This is a genomic window from Escherichia sp. KTE114 (assembly GCF_000407765.1).
GTDB lineage: Bacteria > Pseudomonadota > Gammaproteobacteria > Enterobacterales > Enterobacteriaceae > Escherichia > Escherichia ruysiae.
The window spans coordinates 3,100,445-3,122,440 of sequence record NZ_KE136626.1 but is presented as its reverse complement, the minus strand read 5'-3'; the positions used below and the strand labels follow the sequence as shown (position 1 = coordinate 3,122,440).

Sequence of the window (21,996 nt, the reverse complement as noted above, 5' to 3'; positions counted from 1 at the left end):
TAACCTGCGTCATTTCACCTTTTATTGTTTCCGTTTCGTGTTTTATGGCTTTCCGTATTCTTAATTGTTTAATTTATGTAACATGCAAATAATCAATTTGTTAAACACAACAAAAAGTTCATTACCCTGCAAATAATTACAACTGGCAAAAGCCAGCGACGGGCTTTTATGCCCAGGAGATGACTCATGATGAGCAATGTTAAGAAAAAAGATTTGCCACTGATTAGCATCAGCCTGGTGGCCATTCTTTTCATCGCAGCCACATTAAGCCTTTTTCCGCAACAGTCGGCCGACGCGGCCAACGCAATATACAGTTTAGTTACCCGCACGCTGGGTTCCGCCGTACAGGTATTAGTTTTGCTGGCAATGGGGCTGGTAATTTATTTAGCCACCAGCAAATATGGCAATATTCGTCTTGGCGAAGGTAAGCCGGAATACAGTACGCTCTCCTGGCTGTTTATGTTTATTTGTGCCGGATTAGGTTCCTCCACGCTTTATTGGGGCGTAGCGGAGTGGGCCTATTATTATCAAACGCCTGGTTTAAATATCGTGCCGCGTTCACAGCAGGCACTGGAATTTAGCGTTCCCTACTCCTTTTTCCACTGGGGCATCAGCGCCTGGGCAACTTATACGCTGGCCTCATTAATCATGGCTTACCACTTTCATGTGCGGAAAAATAAAGGTCTGAGTCTTTCCGGCATTATTGCTGCCATTACCGGTGTTCGCCCGCAAGGCCCATGGGGAAAACTGGTCGATTTGATGTTTCTGATCGCCACTGTCGGCGCGCTGACCATTTCTCTGGTGGTGACGGCGGCAACCTTTACCCGTGGGCTTTCCGCGCTGACCGGTTTGCCAGATAACTTCACCGTGCAGGCATTTGTGATCCTGCTTTCCGGCGGCATTTTTTGCCTTAGTTCGTGGATAGGTATCAACAACGGTTTACAACGTCTGAGCAAAATGGTCGGCTGGGGCGCATTCCTGCTGCCATTGCTGGTTTTGATTGTCGGTCCAACCGAATTTATTACTAACAGCATCATCAATGCCATCGGCCTGACCACACAAAACTTCTTACAGATGAGCTTATTCACCGATCCGCTTGGCGATGGCTCATTTACCCGCAACTGGACCGTTTTCTACTGGCTCTGGTGGATCTCTTACACCCCCGGCGTGGCAATGTTCGTCACCCGCGTATCACGTGGTCGTAAGATCAAAGAAGTTATCTGGGGGCTGATCCTCGGTAGCACCGTCGGCTGCTGGTTCTTCTTCGGCGTGATGGAAAGTTTTGCTATTCATCAGTTTATCAAAGGGATAATCAACGTTCCGCAGGTGCTGGAAACGTTGGGCGGTGAAACAGCCGTTCAACAAGTTCTGATGTCGTTGCCAGCCGGTAAATTGTTCCTCGCCGCTTATCTGGGCGTGATGATTATTTTCCTCGCCTCGCATATGGATGCTGTGGCCTACACCATGGCAGCGACCAGCACGCGGAATCTTCAGGAAGGTGATGATCCAGACCGTGGCCTGCGTCTGTTCTGGTGCGTGGTAATCACCCTGATCCCGCTTTCAATTCTGTTCACCGGCGCATCGCTGGAAACCATGAAAACTACCGTCGTGCTCACTGCCCTTCCCTTCCTCGCCATTTTACTGGTGAAAGTGGGCGGATTTATTCGCTGGCTGAAACAGGATTACGCCGATATTCCGGCTCATCAAATTGAACATTATCTCCCGCAGACACCGGTTGAAGCCCCGGAAAAAACGCCAGTGCTCCCTGCGGGAACCGTATTCAAAGGCGACAACTGAGCGCCATCATCCTAACGATAAAGGTATCCCTATGAGCAATCCGAGCCCTGACTTTGTACTACCCGGAAATTTTTGCGCTAACCCGCAAGAAGCGTGGACCATTCCTGCCCGTTTTTATACCGATCAGAACGCCTTTGAACACGAAAAAGAGAACGTCTTTGCCAAAAGCTGGATTTGCGTCGCTCACAGTAGCGAACTGGCGAATGCCAATGATTACGTAACGCGTGAGATCATTGGCGAAAGCATCGTGCTGGTACGCGGTCGTGATAAGGTTTTGCGCGCGTTCTATAACGTTTGCCCGCACCGTGGTCATCAGTTATTGAGCGGTGAAGGGAAAGCGAAAAATGTGATTACCTGCCCGTATCACGCCTGGGCATTCAAACTCGATGGCAACCTGGCCCATGCGCGTAACTGTGAAAACGTCGCCAATTTCGATAGCGACAAAGCGCAACTGGTTCCGGTGCGTCTGGAAGAATATGCCGGATTCGTCTTCATCAACATGGATCCCAACGCCACCAGCGTAGAAGATCAGCTACCAGGCCTGGCGGCAAAAGTGCTGGAAGCCTGCCCGGAAGTCCACGACCTGAAACTGGCGGCTCGTTTTACTACCCGTACGCCTGCCAACTGGAAGAACATTGTCGATAACTATCTCGAATGCTACCACTGTGGTCCGGCGCATCCAAGTTTCTCAGACTCCGTTCAGGTTGATCGTTACTGGCACACCATGCACGGCAACTGGACGCTGCAATACGGTTTCGCCAAACCGTCCGAGCAGTCTTTTAAATTTGAAGAAGGTACAGACGCTGCGTTCCACGGTTTCTGGCTGTGGCCGTGCACTATGCTGAACGTGACGCCAATCAAAGGGATGATGACAGTCATTTATGAATTCCCGGTGGATTCTGAAACTACCCTACAAAACTACGATATCTACTTCACCAATGAAGAGCTAACCGACGAGCAAAAATCGCTGATTGAGTGGTATCGCGATGTGTTCCGCCCGGAAGATTTACGGCTGGTTGAAAGCGTGCAGAAAGGGCTGAAATCGCGTGGCTATCGTGGTCAGGGGCGCATCATGGCCGACAGTAGCGGTAGCGGAATTTCCGAACACGGTATCGCCCATTTCCATAATCTGCTGGCGCAGGTGTTTAAGGACTAATGACATCGGCGGCGGTATTTTCCGCCGCCGGGCTGATTTTTGATGGAGTACAGCAATGTCAGACTATCAAATGTTTGAAGTACAGGTGAGCCAGGTTGAACCGCTTACCGAACAGGTGAAATGCTTCACGCTGGTGACAACCGATGGCAAACCGCTACCTGCGTTCACCGGCGGAAGTCACATCATTGTGCAGATGAGCGATGGTGATAACCAGTACAGCAATGCTTATTCACTACTAAGTTCACCGCTCGACACCTCTTGTTATCAGATTGCCGTTCGGCTGGAAGAAAACTCGCGCGGCGGTTCGCGCTTTTTGCATCAGCAGGTAAAAGCGGGCGATCGATTGACCATCTCGACACCCAATAACCTGTTTGCTCTGGTTCCCTCGGCTCGAAAGCATCTGTTTATCGCGGGCGGCATTGGTATCACCCCTTTCCTGTCGCATCTGGCAGAGTTGCAACACACGGACGTCGACTGGCAGTTACATTATTGTTCGCGGAGTCCAGAAAGTTGCGCGTTTCGTGATGAATTAAACCAACATCCGCAGACTGATAAGATTCATTTTCATCACTCATCGATCGGAACGCGACTCGAATTAGTGCGATTATTGGCGGATGTCGCCCCAGGCACACACATTTATACCTGTGGCCCCGAGGCTCTGAATGACGCGGTGAGAAGTGAAGCAGCGCGTCTGGGTATCGCCTCCGACACGCTACACTTTGAACAATTTGCTATTGAAGACAAAACCGGCGATGCCTTTACGCTGGTACTCGCCCGTTCCGGGAAAGAGTTTGTAGTACCAGAAGAGATGACCATTTTGCAGGTCATTGAAAATAACAAAGCGGCAAAAGTGGAATGTTTATGTCGTGAAGGGGTATGCGGAACCTGTGAAACAGCAATTCTGGAAGGTGAAGCCGATCATCGGGACCAGTATTTTAGCGATGAAGAGCGCGCCAGCCAGCAGAGTATGTTGATCTGTTGTTCGCGCGCGAAGGGTAAACGACTGGTGTTGGATTTGTAGTTTATCCGAAGCCGGATGCGGCGCTGGTTGCGCCTTGTCCGGCTTACGAACGTTTTACTGCAGATATTCCTGCAATAAATTATGTAATGCTTCCGCCATCAACTCACCACGCCAGCCGGAAATCAGCTCAGGCAAATTGTTCTGCGGTTTTAATTTCCAGTGCCAGTTCAGCAGTTGGTTGATTTGCCGACGCGATGCCAGCAATTCGACGCTGATCTTGTGCGTTTCGCTCACGTCAGTAATCAGCGACTTAATCGCTTTAAACGCTTTGCGATAACCGGGCATATCCATCAGGTTAAGCATTGGCTGCGGTAAGGCCTCTTCCGGCAATGCCTGCGCTTTCTCTACCAGCGCCAGCAGCGTTTTACCGTGGAAGCGAATTTCACTACCGGATAAGCCCAGACTGTCCAGTTCGCCCAGACTCCCTGGCATATAACGCGCTACCGACCACAAATGTTCTTCACGCACGACAAAGTTCACCGCCAGATCTCGCTCCCGCGCCTTGCGCAGTCGCCAGTCGGCTAACAGTTGCAAACAGGCCAACTGACGTGTACGTAGCTGCCAGGCATTGGTGATATCACGCCAGGCATCTTCCGGCGCAACGACCTCCTGACGACGCGTTTGCATCAGGCGACATTCATCCAGCGCCGCAGGTAGCCAGCCAGAGGCTTCGGTTTCAACCATCAGTTTTGCGGTGATCGGTAACAGATACCAGACATCCGCCGCCGCGTATTCGCACTGACGTTCGGTTAGCGGTCTGGCGAGCCAGTCGGTGCGCGATTCACTCTTGTCCAGCGTAACACCGGAATACTCTTCTACCATGGAGGCAAACCCCCATGACATCGGGCGTCCGCAGAATGCGGCGAGGATTTGCGTGTCAATCAGGGGTTGTGGTAATTCACCAAAGACATTGAGGAACACTTCCAGATCTTCACTGCCCGCATGGAGAAATTTGGTGATGGACGGATCGCGCAGGATCGCTTTCAGCGGTGACCAGTCGGTGATCCCGAGTGGATCGATTAGCGCCAGATGCTCGCCATCAAAAAGTTGAATCAACCCCAGTTGCGGATAATAGGTGCGCGTACGTACAAATTCAGTATCCAGGGCTATCGCCGGAAAGGCACGGACGGCTTCACACAAAGAAGCCAGCGCATCGTCCGTGGTAATCATTTGGTAATTCAAATTGTATTCTCTTTAGTGGGCGTCAAAAAAAACGCCGGATTAACCGGCGTCTGACGACTGACTTAACGCTCAGGCTTTATTGTCCACTTTGCCGCGCGCTTCGTCACGTAATTCTCGTCGCAAAATTTTTCCAACATTAGATTTCGGTAACTCATCACGAAATTCCACCAGCTTCGGTACTTTGTAGCCCGTGAGCTGACGGCGGCAAAAGGTCACCAGTGACTCTTCAGTGAGCGACGCGTCTTTTTTCACCACAAAGATTTTCACCGCTTCACCACTGGAGCCAGAAGGTACGCCAACAGCCGCCACTTCCTGTACGCCTGGGTGCTGCATGACCACATCTTCAATCTCGTTGGGATAGACGTTAAAGCCGGAAACCAGAATCATGTCTTTTTTACGATCGACAATGCGCAGGAATCCTTCTTCATCCATCACTGCGATATCGCCAGTGTGTAACCAACCATTTTTGATGATTTCATCGGTGGCATCCGGGCGCTGCCAGTAGCCCAGCATCACCTGTGGACCTCTGACACAAAGTTCGCCTGGTTGCCCCGGTGGTACTTCGTTATCATCATCATCCACCAGTTTGGCTTCCGTCGATGGCACCGGTAATCCAATGCTACCGCTGTGATAATCAATATCATACGGGTTAACGCTCACCAGTGGCGCACACTCGGTTAAGCCATAACCTTCCAGCAGATATTGTCCGGTCAGTTTCACCCAACGTTCTGCTACCACTTGCTGAACGGGCATCCCGCCACCTGCGGACAAATGCAAACTGGAGAAATCCAGTTGCTGGAACTCTTTATTGTTCAGCAACGCGTTGAACAAGGTGTTAACGCCGGTGATAGCGGTAAACGGATATTTCGCTAACTCTTTCACCAGCCCCGGAATATCGCGTGGGTTGGTTATTAATAAGTTCTGCCCGCCCAGCTCAATAAACAGCAGGCAGTTAATGGTTAGTGCAAAGATGTGATACAGCGGCAGCGCCGTCACCACCAGCTCTTTACCCGGATGCAGTAGCGGCCCATAGGTCGCGTTAACCTGTTCCAGATTCGCCAGCATATTGCGGTGAGTCAGCATCGCGCCTTTCGCCACACCAGTGGTGCCGCCGGTGTATTGCAGGAAGGCTAAATCTTCCGGCACCAGTTCAGGTTTGACGTACTGCATCCGGTAGCCGTTATGCAGGGCGCTACGAAATGAAATAGCATCTGGCAGATGGTATTTCGGCACCAGACGTTTGATGTATTTAACAACGAAGTTAACTACCGTGCCTTTTGCCGTGGAAAGCTGATCGCCCATACGGGTCAGAATAACGTGCTGGACGGCGGTTTTATCGACCACTTTTTCCAGGGTATGGGCAAAGTTAGACACGATGACAATCGCCGATGCGCCGCTGTCGTTGAGCTGATGCTCAAGTTCGCGTGGGGTATACAACGGGTTAACGTTTACGACGATCATCCCGGCACGCAGAATACCAAACAGCGCCACCGGATATTGCAATAAGTTAGGCATCATCAGCGCAACGCGATCGCCCTTCTTCAGCCCCAGCCCTTGTTGCAAATAAGCGGCAAATGCGCGACTGCGCTCTTCCAGCTTGCGGAAGGTCATCACCTCCCCCATATTCACAAACGCTGGCTGATCGGCGTAGCGCGCGACCGACTGCTCAAACATATCCACCAGAGATTGATAACGGTCAGGGTTGATCTCCGTCGGAACATCGGCGGGATAACGGTTAAGCCAAACCTTCTTCAATTCTTCACCTCTAAAATGCGTGTTCGTCGTCATCGCAACCCCAAGTGATATACATACTGTTAACATAATATTAACTCATCATACCAGCTTGATAATTCCCCAACGAAAAGGTTGCGAAGCGCGTCACTATTTATTTTTATATTTACCGTAAGAATGCAGAAACAGCGGACCAGCCGCTGTTTCTTTTTCTTTAAAAACAAGCAATTATTCAGTTACAACTGTTTGTACTCTCGCGGGGCCAGGATTATACCAGCCCCATCCGCCGTAACCATAGGGCCAGCCTCGACCGCCATAAAACCACGGATCAATCGGCTGAGGCGGCATAATCACCTGCTGGGTTAAATGCCAACGTTTATAACCCGTTACCTGCATCACCATAAATTTATAGGGCGTGTTGCCGATTTTGCCGTCAACCGCACCGGTGATTGGCCCAACTACCGTGACCAGTTGTCCACGGAAATCGACCGGATCAAGAAAACCATTCACATCTGCATAAATGCGCCCGCGAGAAGGCTCTCCCAGCGTCGGCCTGGCTCCGCTATCGAGCGGTACGGTGGCAATTTCCAGACGGGTTTTCCCCTGCTGGTTTTGTACCGCAACCACTTTGCCACCAAAGCGCGCTTCCTGACCAACGTACAGTTGCGGCGCGCTCATCACCCGAACTAAATCTTGTTGCGGCGTGGGACTGCTGCCTTTAATGGCGTCCGGCACAGTGACACAACCGCTCAGCATTAGCGCAAACGTACCTGCCAGTATGCCTTTGATAACATTCTTTTGAACCGCCATGATGCGACTCCTTTTTTTCTCAGGGCATACTCTTAAGATTCATTCTTTGCCCGGAAGTTTCTTCCACGCGACGTTGTTACGTAAATAAACCGGCTCGGCATGTTCCACCGCCACCGTTTTACCCTCGGCAAACATCAGACAGGCAATCGGCAGCATATCTTCTGCGGCGGGCAGTAACACTTCACCATCGCGCAGAACCAGCCCGCTCTCTTTGCCAAGATCCGGCCAGGCTTGCCAGCCCGTCCCCACCGTCACCCAGTCACCGGAAAGCTGCTGCATCCGCTCATGAACGAGTTCTGGTTTGAGTACGGCTTCGGTTTCTTCACCGTGCCAGATACCGTTTTCATCACGCTGATATTCAGCCCAGTAAACTTCGCCCATCCGCGCGTCAATGGCTGCCAGCACGCGGGTTGCGCCGTTTTTGCGCCACGCCCCTTGCGCCATCGTCATTAGCGTGGAGACGCCAATCATCGGCAGCTCCGCGCCAAGCGCCAGCCCTTGCGCAATGCCAATACCAATACGCACGCCGGTAAAGCTACCGGGGCCACGTCCGTAAGCCAGAGCATTAATGTCAGTCAGGGAGGTTCCGCTGGTGGTCAGGATATCCTGCACCATCGGTAAGATTCGTTGAGTATGTTCACGAGGGCAAAGCTCAAAATGAGCGTTGACAGTACCGTCGTTCCACAGGGCGACAGAGCAGGCCTCTGTCGCGGTATCGATAGCCAGAATTCGCATGGGTCTTCGTGCTTAGATCAATAAAAAGGCGCGCATCATACCATACTCAATAACAAATTACCTGGAGGATGGTATCGCAAGGAAACGAACCGCACGGGCAATGTCACGGGTACGCGGTGCGGGCGGGAGGCTGGCGAGGAACGTCGCACCGTAAGGGCGCATCACCAGACGATTGTCGCAAATCACCAGCACACCGCGATCGTCTGCGTCGCGAATCAGTCGCCCTACGCCCTGTTTAAGAGTAATCACCGCATCCGGTAGCTGCACTTCATCGAACGGGTCGCCGCCACGCAAACGGCAATCTTCCATGCGCGCTTTTAACAGCGGGTCATCTGGCGAGGTAAACGGCAACTTGTCGATAATCACCAGCGACAGCGTATCGCCGCGCACGTCCACCCCTTCCCAGAAACTGCTGGTCGCCACAAGAAGCGCGTTACCGGCGCTGACAAACTGCTGCAACAGTTGCCCTTTGCTGGTTTCGCCCTGTAACAACACAGGAAGCGTCATGGTGGCGCGGAATTGCTCAGCCAGATCGCGCATCATGGCGTGCGAGGTACAAAGCATAAAACAACGACCATTGTTGGCTTCGATGATCGGTCGCAGCATTGCCGCCAGTTGCCGTGCGGAACCCGGTTGATTGGTTTGCGGCAGGTTACGCGGCACACAGAGTAACGCCTGGCGGCTGTAATCAAACGGGCTGGGTAACAGCAACGACTCGGCCTGTTCTATCCCAAGCCGAGAGGTGAAATGATGCAGATCGTCATTCACCGACAATGTTGCCGAGGTAAAGATCCAGCTACCGGGCTTTTGCTCCATTAATTCTTTGAATTTATCCGCCACGCTTAAAGGCGTAAGCGCCAATGTAAAATGGCGCGAAGTACATTCGTACCAGTAACTGTAGCCCGGCTGGTTGATCTCTTTTAGCCGTTTCAGCCGTGTACGATATAACGTGGCGCGCTCAAATGCCGCATCCAGCAACGCGGAACGCCCCAGCGACAATTTCGCCACGTCGTAACAGAGTTCAAGGGTGTCATCGAGCAGTAAAAACGCTCGCTGAATTTGCGGATTAGCTAACAGTTCGCGCAGATTGCCGCGATAACCCGGCTCACCGAGTTGCAGACGAAAATCCTGCGCGCTCTGGGCAAGGCGGTCGGCGCACTTTTGCAACTGTTGAGTGTCTTTTAATTCGGTGCGATAGGCGATGGTGATGTCTTTTGCCAGATCGAGCAGTTGTCGACTGGAGAGTGACTGACCAAAGTACTGGCTGGCAATGTCCGGCAACTGGTGGGCTTCGTCGAAGATCATGACGTCTGCTTCCGGGATCAGTTCGCCAAAACCACTTTCTTTTACCACCATATCCGCCAGAAACAGATGATGGTTTACCACCACCACATCGGCATCCATTGCTTTTTTGCGTGCTTTGACCACAAAGCAATCTTTATACATCGGGCAGTCGCTGCCGAGGCAGTTATCGTTGGTGCTGGTGACCAACGGCCATGCCTGCGAATCTTCCGCGACACTGACACAGGTGCTGATATCACCATCGACGGTTTGATTGGACCAGGAGCGTAGCAGAATTACATCGCTTAAAATTTGTACCGGCAGATCGCCACCCGCCAGCGCCTGCTGTTCGAGACGTTCGAGGCAGAGATAGTTTGAGCGCCCTTTCAGCAATGCCATGTTGCCCGTGTATTTCAACGCCTTTGCCACCGTTGGCAAATCGCGGCTGTAGAGCTGATCCTGCAACGCTTTAGAGCCCGTCGAGATAATGACTTTCTTTTTCGCCCGCAGCGCAGGGGCCAGGTAAGCGTAGGTTTTGCCCGTACCGGTTCCCGCTTCCACCACCAGCGGCTGGCTTTTTTCTATCGCCCCAGCGACGGCTACCGCCATCTGTCGCTGTGGTTCACGCGGCTTAAAGCCAGGTATCGCTTTCGCCAGTTGACCGTCTGGTGCAAAATCGTCCGTCACACTACCCCCTGTTGATTTGAACAGGGATTATGTCAGGCCAGGTTGCTTTTCGCCAGCTGAAGTGGTGACGGCGACCTTACATTGTGGCAGTCTTTGCAGCACAAAAATGGAATGATGATGAGGACAAAATGATGACTATCGTTCGTATTGACGCCGAAGCCCGCTGGTCTGATGTGGTGATCCACAACAACACGCTCTACTACACCGGTGTACCGGAAAACCTCGATGCCGATGCGTTTGAGCAGACCGCGAATACGCTGGCGCAAATTGACGCAGTGCTGGCAAAACAGGGCAGCAATAAGTCGAGTATTCTGGATGCCACGATTTTCCTGGCCGATAAAAACGACTTCGCTGCAATGAATAAAGCCTGGGACGCCTGGGTTGTCGCGGGTCATGCACCTGTGCGCTGCACGGTACAAGCGGGATTGATGAACCCGAAGTATAAAGTTGAAATTAAAATTATTGCGGCGGTCTAATTCCGGAAGATAATTATATCAAGGCAAAAATCACACGATAATTTATCGGAAAACTGGTCGATTATGAACAAATCGGCCAGTGCTTAAGATCTTACTTTAGATGGGTAGCACCCCGGCTGATAATTTATTTTTATGATTCCTATTGTATTTATACAAAAATGATATTAATCGCAAAAACCAAACCATTACGTTAATCACTCGATTAACTTACGCTGCTTTTCTTTCTTGTCCTTCCTTGCCTGAAGAATCTGGCTGGGGCACTACGATTCGCTGTTAATTTTCGGCACATCACTAGATAACCCGCCATGACCTGCTACCTTTAAAATACCTGAATGTCAACAGGTTAACTAATGAGATATCGTTATAATCCTTTTGATATTAGGCGCAATTTAATGTCATATATAGCCTTATCGATCACGTGGTTAATTTAAGGACAAGAATATGCCTGCTGTAATAGATAAAGCCCTGGATTTTATTGGTGCCATGGATATATCTACACCAACCCCCAGCTCTATGAATGAAAGTACGGCGAAGGGAATATTTAAATATTTGAAAGAACTGGGAGTACCCGCGAGTGCCGCCGATATTACTGCGCGAGCCGAACAGGAAGGCTGGAATCCGGGATTCACGGAAAAAATGGTGGGATGGGCAAAAAAAATGGAGTCTGGTGAACGCGTGGTGATTAAAAATCCAGAATACTTCTCGTCTTATATGCAGGAAGAGCTCAAAGCACTGGTATAAGTTAAATCTCTACCAACAAAAATGAGCCAGGACGCTTTTTTATCACAGAAAAGCGTCCTTTTTTCTAACCATCAAAAACACTGCTTAATTCATTCAACCAGTACAGCCCCACAATTTTCTGGTTCAAACGCTACGGGCCAAATGGTTCGCTTGTCATAATGCGCCCTGTTGAAACCAACATTGTATTACTCATCTTCATCCTCAAAACGCGCCACGATCCGCTCGCCGGAATGGTTGGCGCGTAACTCTTCGGCTACCAGTGCGATTGCCTGACCGCTGCTCATCCCCTGTGCCATCAGTTCCTGAATACGCTCAACGGCTTTTTGTTGCTGTTCATGGGTGAGTGAAGGTAAACCTGCAAACATTGTTAACTCCTGCTAAATTGTTGGCGCTAATTATTTCATGCTACCCGGCACATAGCCAGTAGAGTCAGGACTGATGAAGACGTTATCTCCCGCTGTGATTACTTTACCCTGGCGTCAGGACGCCGCTGAATTTTATTTTGCCCGCTTAAACCACCTGCCGTGGGCGATGCTTTTGCACTCTGGCTATGCCGATCATCCGTATAGCCGCTTTGATATTGTGGTGGCAGACCCGATTTGCACCTTAACAACTTACGGCAGTGAAACTGTTTTGTGTAAAGGAGAAACCCGCACAACAACCACTGACGATCCGTTAACAGTACTCCAGCAGGCGCTGGAGCGTGCAAACATTCACCCGTCGCATAACGATGATTTGCCATTTCAGGGTGGCGCGCTGGGTTTATTTGGTTACGATTTGGGTCGCCGTTTTGAGTCACTGCCAGAAGTGGCGCAGAGAGATATCGACCTGCCTGATATGGCGGTAGGTATCTACGACTGGGCACTGATTGTCGACCACCAGCGCCAGGCTGTTTCTTTGCTGAGTCATGATGATGTCAATGCCCGTCTGGCCTGGCTGGAAAACCAGCAAATCACACCGCAGGGTGATTTTGCGCTAACCTCTGCCTGGCAATCTAATATGAACCGCGAACAGTATGGCGAAAAATTTCGTCAGGTGCAGGAGTATCTGCACAGTGGCGACTGTTACCAGGTGAATCTCGCCCAGCGTTTTCAGGCTACCTATTGCGGTGATGAATGGCAGGCATTCGTTCAGCTTAATCAGGCCAATCACGCGCCGTTTAGTGCCTTCCTGCGCCTGGAACAAGGCACAATTTTAAGCCTCTCGCCAGAGCGTTTTATTCTTTGTGATGACGGTGAGATCCAGACCCGTCCGATTAAAGGCACACTGCCGCGTCTGCCCGATCCTCAGGAAGATAGCAAACAGGCAGAAAAACTGGCGAACTCGCCAAAAGATCGCGCTGAAAACCTGATGATTGTTGATTTAATGCGTAATGATATTGGTCGCGTTGCTGTGCCAGGTTCAGTCAAAGTGCCGGAACTGTTTGTGGTGGAACCTTTTCCCGCTGTGCACCACCTGGTGAGCACCATTACGGCTCAACTACCTGAACAACTTCATGCCAGCGATCTGCTGCGCGCGGCTTTTCCCGGAGGCTCAATCACCGGAGCACCGAAAGTACGGGCAATGGAAATTATCGATGAACTGGAACCGCAGCGACGCAACGCCTGGTGCGGAAGCATTGGCTATTTGAGCTTCTGTGGCAATATGGATACCAGCATCACCATCCGCACGCTGACTGCCATTAACGGTCAAATTTACTGTTCTGCGGGCGGCGGTATTGTCGCCGATAGTCAGGAAGAAGCGGAATATCAGGAAACTTTTGATAAAGTTAATAGGATATTACGCCAACTGGAGAAGTAAAACGTGGACTACCGTAGCCTGACGCTTGATGATTTTTTATCGCGCTTTCAACTTTTGCGCCCGCAAATAAACCGGGAAACCTTAAATCATCGTCAGGCTGCTGTGTTAATCCCCATCGTTCGCCGATCGCAGCCGGGGTTATTGCTCACACAGCGTTCGATTCATCTGCGCAAACACGCCGGACAGGTGGCGTTTCCTGGTGGTGCTGTAGATGATACTGATGTGTCAGTGATCGCCGCCGCGCTGCGCGAAGCTGAAGAAGAGGTCGCTATTCCCCCTTCCGCCGTAGAAGTTATCGGTGTGCTGCCGCCTGTCGATAGCGTAACTGGCTACCAGGTAACGCCAGTGGTCGGCATTATCCCGCCTGATTTACCTTATCGCGCCAGTGAAGATGAAGTTTCCGCAGTGTTTGAAATGCCGCTCGCCCAGGCATTACATCTGGGTCGTTATCACCCTTTAGATATCTACCGCCGTGGTGATTCACATCGGGTATGGCTTTCCTGGTACGAACAGTATTTTGTATGGGGAATGACCGCAGGCATAATTCGTGAGCTGGCGCTGCAAATTGGTGTGAAATCCTGACTATACTTATCTTTACATCTACAAAACACTACTTGAGACAATCATCGCAATATTAGTTAAATCGCGGTTTTTGATTAGTTTAATTCATGTGAATAGTTAAGCCTGTCGCCGCGTTCCCTCTTACACTATGCGTTGTTATTAGTTCGTTACTGGAAGTCCAGTCACCTTGTCAGGAGTATTATCGTGATTAGTCTATTCGACATGTTTAAGGTGGGGATTGGCCCCTCATCTTCCCATACCGTAGGGCCTATGAAGGCAGGTAAACAGTTCGTCGATGATCTGGTCGAAAAAGGCTTACTGGATAGCGTTACCCGCGTTGCCGTGGACGTTTATGGTTCACTGTCGCTGACGGGTAAAGGCCACCATACCGATATCGCCATTATTATGGGTCTTGCAGGTAACGAACCTGCCACCGTGGATATCGACAGTATTCCCGGTTTTATTCGCGACGTAGAAGAGCGCGAACGCCTGCTGCTGGCGCAGGGTCGGCATGAAGTGGATTTTCCGCGTGACAACGGAATGCGTTTTCATAACGGCAACCTGCCGTTGCATGAAAACGGTATGCAAATCCACGCTTATAACGGCGATGAAGTCGTCTACAGCAAAACTTATTATTCCATCGGCGGCGGCTTTATCGTCGATGAAGAACATTTTGGTCAGGATGCCGCAAACGACGTGAGCGTGCCGTATCCGTTCAAATCCGCCACCGAGCTGCTGGCGTACTGCAATGAAACCGGCTATTCCCTTTCCGGCCTGGCAATGCAAAACGAACTGGCGCTGCACAGCAAAAAAGAGATCGATGAATATTTTGCTCATGTCTGGCAAACCATGCAGGCATGTATTGATCGCGGGATGAATACCGAAGGCGTATTGCCTGGCCCGCTGCGTGTTCCGCGCCGTGCGTCTGCCCTGCGCCGGATGCTGGTTTCCAGCGATAAACTGTCTAACGATCCGATGAATGTCATCGACTGGGTAAATATGTTTGCGCTGGCGGTAAACGAAGAAAACGCTGCGGGTGGTCGCGTGGTAACTGCACCAACCAACGGTGCGTGTGGCATCGTTCCGGCAGTGCTGGCTTACTATGACCACTTTATTGAATCGGTCAGCCCGGACATCTATACCCGCTATTTTATGGCGGCCGGGGCAATTGGCGCTTTGTATAAAATGAACGCCTCTATTTCCGGTGCTGAAGTAGGTTGTCAGGGCGAAGTGGGTGTTGCCTGTTCAATGGCTGCTGCGGGTCTTGCAGAACTGTTGGGCGGTAGCCCGGAACAGGTTTGCGTGGCGGCGGAAATTGGCATGGAACACAACCTTGGTCTGACTTGTGACCCGGTTGCGGGTCAGGTTCAGGTGCCGTGCATTGAACGTAACGCCATTGCCTCTGTGAAAGCGATCAATGCCGCACGCATGGCCTTACGCCGCACCAGTGCACCGCGCGTCTCGCTGGATAAGGTCATCGAGACAATGTACGAAACGGGTAAAGACATGAACGCCAAATACCGTGAAACCTCTCGCGGCGGTCTGGCAATTAAAGTCCAGTGTGACTAATACTTTTCTTTCGCCCATCTGCAACGGATGGGCGAATTTCTCCCGCTTTCTCGTCTGCTGTAAATTTCCCCACTACACTTCCACTGTTGCGTCAGGCGTTTGTTGCCATGCGCTTACAGGGCGGCCCGCATGCAAAAAGCACAACGGATCATTAAAACCTATCGCCGTAATCGAATGATTGTTTGTACAATTTGCGCACTCTTTACGCTTGTGGCGACACTAAGCGTGCGGTTTATTTCACAGCGTAACTTAAATCAACAGCGGGTGATCCTCTTCGCCAATCACGCTGTTGAAGAGCTGGATAAAGTCTTACAACCCCTTCAGGAAGGACGCGAGCTTTTACTTCCGTTGATTGGCCTCCCGTGCTCAGTTACTCATTTGCCTCTACGCAAGCAGGCCGCCAAACTGCAAACCGTGCGTTCTATTGGCCTGGTTCAAAACGGTACGCTCTATTGCTCCAGTATCTTTGGCTATCGAAATGTCCCTGTTCATGATATCCAGGCCGATTTGCCTGCCCCACAGGCTCTTCTGCGTCTTACCACCGATCGCGTGTTGATTAAAGGTAGCCCAGTGCTGATCCAGTGGTATCCCTCGCCATCACATAGCGGTGATGGCGTTCTGGAGATGATCAACATTGAGCTATTGACGACGATGTTGCTGGAACCGCAGTTGCCGCAAATCAGAAACGCCAGCCTGACGGTGGCCGATCGCCATTTACTCTATGATGACGGCCTGGTTGATTCTTTACCTCCGCTTAATGGCAATGAGCGTTACCAGGTTTCATCGCAGAATTTTCCTTTTACCATTAGCGTCAGTGGACCTGGTGCGACGGAACTGGCGTTGCACCATCTTCCCAGCCAGCTCCCGCTGGCTGTACTGTTGAGTTTACTGGTGGGTTATGTTGCATGGCTGGCAACCGCACACAGAATGAGTTTTTCGCGCGAAATTAATCTTGGTCTTGCACAACATGAGTTCGAGCTATTTTGTCAACCTTTACTAAACGCACGTAGTCAGCAATGTATTGGCGTAGAGATATTGCTGCGCTGGAATAACCCTCGTCAGGGTTGGATCTCGCCGGATGTGTTTATCCCTATTGCGGAAGAACATCACCTGATAGCGCCGCTTACCCGTTATGTGATGATGGAAACCATCCGTCAAATCCACGTTTTTCCAATGAGCAGCCAGTTTCACATTGGGATCAACGTCGCTCCCAGCCATTTTCGCCGTGGCGTGCTGTTGAAAGATCTTAATCAGTACTGGTTCAGTGCTCACCCGATTCAGCAACTTATCCTTGAAATAACCGAGCGCGATGCCCTACTGGATGTTGATTATCGGATTGCCCGCGAACTGCATCGTAAAAACGTCAAACTGGCGATTGATGATTTCGGCACCGGCAACAGTTCGTTTTCCTGGCTGGAAACGTTACGCCCTGACGTCCTGAAAATTGATAAGTCATTCACCGCTGCAATTGGTTCAGACGCGGTTAACTCGACGGTAACCGATATCATCATTGCGTTGGGGCAAAGGCTGAATATTGAACTGGTGGCGGAGGGCGTAGAAACGCAAGAACAGGCAAAATATTTACGCCGTCATGGGGTGCATATTTTACAAGGGTATTTGTACGCGCAACCAATGCCGCTGCGTGATTTCCCAAAATGGCTGGCGGGCAGCCAACCGCCGCCCGCCCGGCATAATGGACATATCACGCCCGTTATGCGATTTCGTTAATGATTATTCGTCTTCGTCGTGCGCCAGTTGCTCTTTAACAATGCGAACCAGATCAACACGATAATCGTTAGCTTCAACAATGGTGATATGCAACGGCCCTACGTTAATCACATCGCCAGCACGCGGGATGTGACCATTTGCAGAAATCACCAGGCCTGCGACCGTCGCGATATCATCGTCATCGGCAAGGTGCTCAACATCAAGCGCCTGCTGTAAGGCGTGGAGGTCTGTACCACCTTTTACCAGCCAACCGTCGCCGTCGGTAATAATTTCCGGCGTTTCATCAGCGTCCGGGAACTCACCGGCAATGGCTTCCAGCACATCCAGAGGCGTAACCAGACCTTGCACCACACCAAACTCGTTGGTAACGATAACAAAACTACCGCGAGCACGACGCAGCACGCCCAACAGGTTGATCGGATCGAGGGTTTCCGGAACGATAATCGCCGGAGACGCCGAAGCAATCGCCGCTACATCAACGCCCTCTTCCAGTGCCACCAACAGTTCTTTCGCACGCACGATGCCGATGATTTCATCCAGTTCACCGCGACATACCGGGAACAGGCTATGTGGCGAAGAAAGCAACTGCTCACGGATTTCATCGACACTAAGGTTAGCGTCAACCCAGCTGATTTCGCCGCGCGGCGTCATAATTCCGCGCAGAGAGCGCGACGCCAGAGTCAGTACACCGTTAATCATGTATCGCTCTTCTTCGGCAAACGCACCTTCCGGCACGGGGATCGGCATCGGGTTATCCGCATCATGCTGAACATTCGCCTGACGTTTACCGCCCATCAAACGCAGGATGGCATCGGCAGTACGTGCACGCAGCGGTAAAGTCGACTGGTGACGAATAAAGTTACGGCGCGCAATTTGGTTAAATACTTCGATAATGATCGAGAAGCCAATCGCGGCATACAGGTAACCTTTCGGAATGTGGAAACCAAAACCTTCTGCTACCAGACTCAGACCAATCATTAACAGGAAGCTCAGACAGAGCACCACTACCGTTGGATGCTGGTTAACGAATCGCGTCAGCGGCTTCGACGCCAGCAACATGACCGCCATTGCAATCACCACCGCCGCCATCATCACCGGCAGATGGTTGACCATCCCTACTGCAGTAATCACCGCATCCAGCGAAAAGACGGCATCGAGGATGACAATCTGTGTTACGACCACCCAGAAACTGGCATAGCCTTTGCCATGACCAGAATCATGATCGCGGTTTTCCAGCCGTTCATGCAGCTCCGTTGTCGCTTTAAACAGCAAGAATATCCCCCCGAACAACATAATCAGATCGCGGCCGGAGAAGGAAAAATCCATCACGGTAAATAGCGGTTTGGTCAGGGTGACCATCCATGAAATCAGCGATAACAGTCCCAGACGCATGATCAGCGCCAGCGACAGCCCCAACAAACGTGCTTTATCACGTTGTTTTGGCGGCAGTTTATCGGCAAGAATGGCGATAAAAACCAGGTTATCGATACCCAGCACGATTTCAAGAACGACAAGCGTGAGTAGCCCCGCCCAAATCGAGGGGTCCATTAAGAATTCCATGACAAGCTCCTGCTTAAGGAATAGCTATTCGGCGCCAGAAATAATGCAGGCGTAACGACAAAATGCAAACAAAAGGTGCGGCAAAAAATGCCAGAAAGGCAGGCGCTGAAAGGCCTGATGCTGAAATGACGTCGGTGACGATCCATACTGCGGGCTGCTGCCCCATACTCCTTGATTGTTAAACGGGAGTTAAACATATCAGAGAGAACTCTGATTTGGCAAAGATTTACCTTCCTTTGCAAACGAATGTAACGAGGATATTTTACCTTTCGGAATTTTGCTAATCCAAAGTTAAATTACGGATCTTCATCACATAAAATATTTTTTTCGCTATCTAAAATAAATCGCGAAACGCAGGGGTTTTTGGTTGTAACCCTTATCTGAATCGATTCGATTGTGGACGACGATTCAAAAAATACATCTGGCACGTTGAGGTGTTAACAATAATAAAGGAGGTAGCAAGTGACCATTGCTATTGTTATAGGCACACATGGTTGGGCTGCAGAGCAGTTGCTTAAAACGGCAGAGATGCTGTTAGGCGAGCAGGAAAACGTCGGCTGGATCGATTTCGTTCCAGGTGAAAATGCCGAGACGCTGATCGAAAAGTACAACGCTCAGTTGGCAAAACTCGACACCACTAAAGGCGTGCTGTTTCTCGTTGATACATGGGGCGGCAGCCCGTTCAACGCTGCCAGCCGTATTGTCGTCGACAAAGAGCATTATGAAGTGATCGCAGGCGTTAACATTCCAATGCTGGTGGAGACGTTAATGGCCCGTGATGATGACCCAGGCTTTGATGAACTGGTGGCGCTGGCTGTAGAAACAGGCCGTGAAGGCGTGAAAGCACTGAAAGCCAAACCGGTTGAAAAAGCCGCACCCGCTGCCGCTGCACCAAAAGCGGCTCCCGCTCCTGCAAAACCAATGGGACCAAATGACTACATGGTTATTGGCCTTGCGCGTATCGACGATCGTCTGATTCACGGTCAGGTCGCTACCCGCTGGACTAAAGAAACCAATGTCTCCCGTATTATCGTTGTTAGTGATGAAGTGGCTGCGGATACCGTTCGTAAGACACTGCTCACCCAGGTTGCACCTCCGGGCGTAACAGCACACGTGGTTGATGTTGCCAAGATGATCCGCGTCTACAACAACCCGAAATATGCTGGCGAACGTGTAATGCTGTTATTCACCAACCCGACAGATGTTGAGCGCCTCGTTGAAGGCGGCGTGAAAATTACCTCTGTTAACGTTGGCGGCATGGCATTCCGTCAGGGAAAAACCCAGGTGAATAACGCGGTTTCGGTTGATGAAAAAGATATCGAAGCGTTCAAAAAACTGAATGCCCGTGGTATCGAGCTGGAAGTCCGTAAGGTTTCCACCGATCCGAAACTGAAAATGATGGATCTGATCAGCAAAATCGATAAGTAACGTATTGTGTTGATTATCACTCAGTTTTCACACTTAAGTCTTACGTAAACAGGAGAAGTACAATGGAGATTACCACTCTTCAAATTGTGCTGGTATTTATCGTAGCCTGTATCGCAGGTATGGGATCAATCCTCGATGAATTTCAGTTTCACCGTCCGCTAATCGCCTGTACCCTGGTGGGTATTGTCCTTGGCGATATGAAAACCGGTATTATTATCGGTGGTACTCTGGAAATGATCGCGCTTGGCTGGATGAACATCGGTGCCGCAGTTGCGCCTGATGCCGCTCTGGCTTCCATCATTTCTACCATTCTGGTTATCGCCGGTCATCAGAGCATCGGTGCTGGTATCGCGCTGGCAATCCCGCTGGCCGCTGCGGGCCAGGTGCTGACCATCATCGTTCGTACCATCACCGTTGCTTTCCAGCACGCTGCGGATAAGGCGGCTGATAATGGCAACCTGACGGCAATTTCCTGGATCCACGTTTCTTCTCTGTTCCTGCAAGCGATGCGTGTGGCTATTCCAGCCGTGATTGTTGCGCTGTCTGTAGGCACCAGTGAAGTTCAGAACATGCTGAACGCCATTCCGGAAGTGGTGACTAATGGTCTGAATATCGCCGGTGGCATGATCGTGGTTGTTGGTTATGCAATGGTTATCAACATGATGCGTGCAGGCTACCTGATGCCGTTCTTCTACCTCGGCTTCGTAACCGCCGCATTCACCAACTTTAACCTGGTTGCTCTGGGTGTGATTGGTACTGTTATGGCAGTGCTCTACATCCAACTTAGCCCGAAATATAACCGCGTAGCCGGTGCGCCTGTTCAGGCTGCTGGTAACAACGATCTCGATAACGAACTGGACTAACAGGTGAGCGAAATGGTTGATACAACTAAAACTACCACCGAGAAAAAACTCACTCCGAGTGATATTCGTGGCGTCTTCCTGCGTTCTAACCTTTTCCAGGGTTCATGGAACTTCGAACGTATGCAGGCACTGGGTTTCTGCTTCTCTATGGTTCCGGCGATTCGTCGCCTCTACCCTGAGAACAACGATGCCCGTAAACAGGCGATTAAACGTCACCTCGAATTCTTTAACACCCAACCGTTTGTGGCGGCGCCAATCCTCGGCGTAACCCTGGCGCTGGAAGAACAGCGTGCTAACGGCGCAGAGATCGACGACGGTGCTATCAACGGTATCAAAGTAGGTCTGATGGGGCCGCTGGCAGGCGTGGGCGACCCAATATTCTGGGGTACGGTACGTCCGGTATTCGCGGCGCTGGGTGCCGGGATCGCGATGAGCGGCAGCCTGTTAGGTCCGCTGCTGTTCTTTATCCTGTTTAACCTGGTACGTCTGGCAACCCGTTACTACGGCGTAGCGTATGGTTACTCCAAAGGTATCGATATCGTTAAAGATATGGGTGGCGGCTTCCTGCAAAAACTGACGGAAGGGGCGTCTATTCTCGGCCTGTTTGTCATGGGGGCATTGGTTAACAAGTGGACACATGTCAACATCCCGCTGGTTGTCTCTCGCATCACCGACCAGACGGGTAAAGAGCACGTTACCACTGTTCAGACCATTCTTGACCAGTTAATGCCAGGCCTGGTGCCGCTGTTGCTGACCTTCGCCTGTATGTGGCTGCTGCGCAAAAAAGTTAACCCTCTGTGGATCATCGTTGGCTTCTTCGTCATCGGTATCGCTGGTTACGCTTGCGGCCTGCTGGGACTGTAATACTGT

The 21,996-nt window shown here is 51.0% G+C and carries 20 protein-coding genes; 12 read left to right on the top strand and 8 right to left on the bottom strand.

Annotated elements, in window-relative coordinates:
* The first annotated feature begins 186 nt into the window (after positions 1–186).
* Genes yeaV through yeaX form a run of 3 tightly spaced genes read left to right on the top strand, consistent with a single transcriptional unit; the run spans position 187 to position 3,974 of the window.
* Entirely contained in the window at positions 187–1,797 is a 1,611-nt protein-coding gene (gene yeaV / locus WC5_RS06370) for a BCCT family transporter YeaV (protein WP_000987501.1), read from the top strand.
* Between the two features lie 31 nt (positions 1,798–1,828).
* Entirely contained in the window at positions 1,829–2,953 is a 1,125-nt protein-coding gene (gene yeaW / locus WC5_RS06375) for a carnitine monooxygenase, oxygenase subunit YeaW (RefSeq protein ID WP_016231676.1), read from the top strand.
* Between the two features lie 55 nt (positions 2,954–3,008).
* A complete protein-coding gene (gene yeaX, locus WC5_RS06380) occupies positions 3,009–3,974 on the top strand; it encodes a carnitine monooxygenase reductase subunit YeaX (RefSeq protein ID WP_001286992.1) in 966 nt (321 codons plus the stop codon).
* 54 nt (positions 3,975–4,028) lie between these two features.
* Here the strand turns inward: yeaX and rnd are convergent, their stop codons facing one another.
* The 5 genes from rnd to yoaA all read right to left on the bottom strand — a co-directional run bounded on the left by rnd (position 4,029) and on the right by yoaA (position 10,400).
* Positions 4,029–5,144: a ribonuclease D gene (gene rnd, locus WC5_RS06385; protein WP_016231675.1), complete on the bottom strand. Its 1,116-nt coding sequence runs from the start codon at positions 5,142–5,144 to the stop codon at positions 4,029–4,031.
* Between the two features lie 81 nt (positions 5,145–5,225).
* A complete protein-coding gene (fadD, locus tag WC5_RS06390) occupies positions 5,226–6,911 on the bottom strand; it encodes a long-chain-fatty-acid--CoA ligase FadD (protein WP_010349478.1) in 1,686 nt (561 codons plus the stop codon).
* Between the two features lie 204 nt (positions 6,912–7,115).
* Entirely contained in the window at positions 7,116–7,697 is a 582-nt protein-coding gene (gene yeaY / locus WC5_RS06395) for a Slp family lipoprotein YeaY (RefSeq protein ID WP_000290576.1), read from the bottom strand.
* A 39-nt stretch (positions 7,698–7,736) separates the two neighbouring features.
* Positions 7,737–8,432 carry a tRNA (adenosine(37)-N6)-threonylcarbamoyltransferase complex dimerization subunit type 1 TsaB gene (gene tsaB / locus WC5_RS06400; protein ID WP_001220970.1) on the bottom strand — a complete coding sequence of 232 codons (696 nt, stop codon included), beginning with the start codon at positions 8,430–8,432 and terminating at the stop codon, positions 7,737–7,739.
* A gap of 57 nt (positions 8,433–8,489) precedes the next feature.
* Positions 8,490–10,400, bottom strand: coding sequence for a DNA repair helicase YoaA (gene yoaA / locus WC5_RS06405; RefSeq protein ID WP_000128823.1), 1,911 nt, complete (start codon positions 10,398–10,400; stop codon positions 8,490–8,492).
* 131 nt (positions 10,401–10,531) lie between these two features.
* Between yoaA and WC5_RS06410 the strand changes: the two genes are divergently transcribed.
* Both WC5_RS06410 and WC5_RS06415 read left to right on the top strand, forming a co-directional pair.
* Positions 10,532–10,876 carry a RidA family protein gene (locus WC5_RS06410; protein ID WP_024191110.1) on the top strand — a complete coding sequence of 115 codons (345 nt, stop codon included), beginning with the start codon at positions 10,532–10,534 and terminating at the stop codon, positions 10,874–10,876.
* 441 nt (positions 10,877–11,317) lie between these two features.
* A complete protein-coding gene (locus tag WC5_RS06415) occupies positions 11,318–11,617 on the top strand; it encodes a DUF1889 family protein (protein WP_001111982.1) in 300 nt (99 codons plus the stop codon).
* 185 nt (positions 11,618–11,802) lie between these two features.
* Here the strand turns inward: WC5_RS06415 and WC5_RS06420 are convergent, their stop codons facing one another.
* Complete coding sequence (locus WC5_RS06420; protein ID WP_000457334.1) at positions 11,803–11,982, bottom strand: YoaH family protein; 180 nt, start codon at positions 11,980–11,982, stop codon at positions 11,803–11,805.
* A gap of 73 nt (positions 11,983–12,055) precedes the next feature.
* On the opposite strand from WC5_RS06420, the gene pabB reads away from it, so the two are divergent.
* The 4 genes from pabB (at position 12,056) to pdeD (ending at position 17,275) form a co-directional block, all read left to right on the top strand.
* Positions 12,056–13,417, top strand: coding sequence for an aminodeoxychorismate synthase component 1 (gene pabB / locus WC5_RS06425; RefSeq protein WP_000854959.1), 1,362 nt, complete (start codon positions 12,056–12,058; stop codon positions 13,415–13,417).
* A gap of 3 nt (positions 13,418–13,420) precedes the next feature.
* Positions 13,421–13,999 carry a CoA pyrophosphatase gene (locus tag WC5_RS06430; protein WP_000386575.1) on the top strand — a complete coding sequence of 193 codons (579 nt, stop codon included), beginning with the start codon at positions 13,421–13,423 and terminating at the stop codon, positions 13,997–13,999.
* A 183-nt stretch (positions 14,000–14,182) separates the two neighbouring features.
* On the top strand, positions 14,183–15,547 hold the full coding sequence (gene sdaA, locus WC5_RS06435; protein WP_000624293.1) for an L-serine ammonia-lyase: 1,365 nt from the start codon (positions 14,183–14,185) through the stop codon (positions 15,545–15,547).
* A gap of 129 nt (positions 15,548–15,676) precedes the next feature.
* Positions 15,677–17,275 (top strand): cyclic di-3',5'-guanosine monophosphate phosphodiesterase PdeD, encoded by a 1,599-nt coding sequence (gene pdeD, locus WC5_RS06440; protein ID WP_016231673.1) that lies wholly within the window; start codon positions 15,677–15,679, stop codon positions 17,273–17,275.
* Between the two features lie 3 nt (positions 17,276–17,278).
* Here the strand turns inward: pdeD and yoaE are convergent, their stop codons facing one another.
* A complete protein-coding gene (yoaE, locus tag WC5_RS06445) occupies positions 17,279–18,835 on the bottom strand; it encodes a CNNM family cation transport protein YoaE (RefSeq protein WP_000394977.1) in 1,557 nt (518 codons plus the stop codon).
* Positions 18,823–18,981, bottom strand: a complete 159-nt coding sequence (locus WC5_RS25895) for a protein YoaL (protein ID WP_272941839.1) — start codon at positions 18,979–18,981, stop codon at positions 18,823–18,825. Before WC5_RS25895 ends, yoaE begins: the two co-directional genes overlap by 13 nt.
* A gap of 316 nt (positions 18,982–19,297) precedes the next feature.
* Between WC5_RS25895 and manX the strand changes: the two genes are divergently transcribed.
* The 3 genes from manX to manZ all read left to right on the top strand — a co-directional run bounded on the left by manX (position 19,298) and on the right by manZ (position 21,990).
* Complete coding sequence (manX, locus tag WC5_RS06450) at positions 19,298–20,263, top strand: PTS mannose transporter subunit IIAB (RefSeq protein WP_000150529.1); 966 nt, start codon at positions 19,298–19,300, stop codon at positions 20,261–20,263.
* A gap of 62 nt (positions 20,264–20,325) precedes the next feature.
* Positions 20,326–21,126 carry a PTS mannose transporter subunit IIC gene (gene manY / locus WC5_RS06455; protein ID WP_000406930.1) on the top strand — a complete coding sequence of 267 codons (801 nt, stop codon included), beginning with the start codon at positions 20,326–20,328 and terminating at the stop codon, positions 21,124–21,126.
* Between the two features lie 12 nt (positions 21,127–21,138).
* Complete coding sequence (gene manZ, locus WC5_RS06460) at positions 21,139–21,990, top strand: PTS mannose transporter subunit IID (RefSeq protein WP_001516270.1); 852 nt, start codon at positions 21,139–21,141, stop codon at positions 21,988–21,990.
* The last annotated feature ends 6 nt before the right edge of the window (positions 21,991–21,996 follow it).

What these genes read in the sequence shown, in the direction of transcription:
- yeaV (WP_000987501.1), top strand. Translation starts at nt 187, where the DNA reads ATGATGAGCAATGTTAAGAAAAAAGATTTGCCACTGATTAGCATCAGC.
- yeaW (WP_016231676.1), top strand. Translation starts at nt 1,829, where the DNA reads ATGAGCAATCCGAGCCCTGACTTTGTACTACCCGGAAATTTTTGCGCT.
- yeaX (WP_001286992.1), top strand. Translation starts at nt 3,009, where the DNA reads ATGTCAGACTATCAAATGTTTGAAGTACAGGTGAGCCAGGTTGAACCG.
- rnd (WP_016231675.1), bottom strand. Translation starts at nt 5,144, where the DNA reads ATGATTACCACGGACGATGCGCTGGCTTCTTTGTGTGAAGCCGTCCGT.
- yeaY (WP_000290576.1), bottom strand. Translation starts at nt 7,697, where the DNA reads ATGGCGGTTCAAAAGAATGTTATCAAAGGCATACTGGCAGGTACGTTT.
- tsaB (WP_001220970.1), bottom strand. Translation starts at nt 8,432, where the DNA reads ATGCGAATTCTGGCTATCGATACCGCGACAGAGGCCTGCTCTGTCGCC.
- WC5_RS06410 (WP_024191110.1), top strand. Translation starts at nt 10,532, where the DNA reads ATGACTATCGTTCGTATTGACGCCGAAGCCCGCTGGTCTGATGTGGTG.
- WC5_RS06415 (WP_001111982.1), top strand. Translation starts at nt 11,318, where the DNA reads ATGCCTGCTGTAATAGATAAAGCCCTGGATTTTATTGGTGCCATGGAT.
- WC5_RS06420 (WP_000457334.1), bottom strand. Translation starts at nt 11,982, where the DNA reads ATGTTTGCAGGTTTACCTTCACTCACCCATGAACAGCAACAAAAAGCC.
- pabB (WP_000854959.1), top strand. Translation starts at nt 12,056, where the DNA reads ATGAAGACGTTATCTCCCGCTGTGATTACTTTACCCTGGCGTCAGGAC.
- pdeD (WP_016231673.1), top strand. Translation starts at nt 15,677, where the DNA reads ATGCAAAAAGCACAACGGATCATTAAAACCTATCGCCGTAATCGAATG.
- yoaE (WP_000394977.1), bottom strand. Translation starts at nt 18,835, where the DNA reads ATGGAATTCTTAATGGACCCCTCGATTTGGGCGGGGCTACTCACGCTT.
- WC5_RS25895 (WP_272941839.1), bottom strand. Translation starts at nt 18,981, where the DNA reads ATGGATCGTCACCGACGTCATTTCAGCATCAGGCCTTTCAGCGCCTGC.
- manY (WP_000406930.1), top strand. Translation starts at nt 20,326, where the DNA reads ATGGAGATTACCACTCTTCAAATTGTGCTGGTATTTATCGTAGCCTGT.
- manZ (WP_001516270.1), top strand. Translation starts at nt 21,139, where the DNA reads ATGGTTGATACAACTAAAACTACCACCGAGAAAAAACTCACTCCGAGT.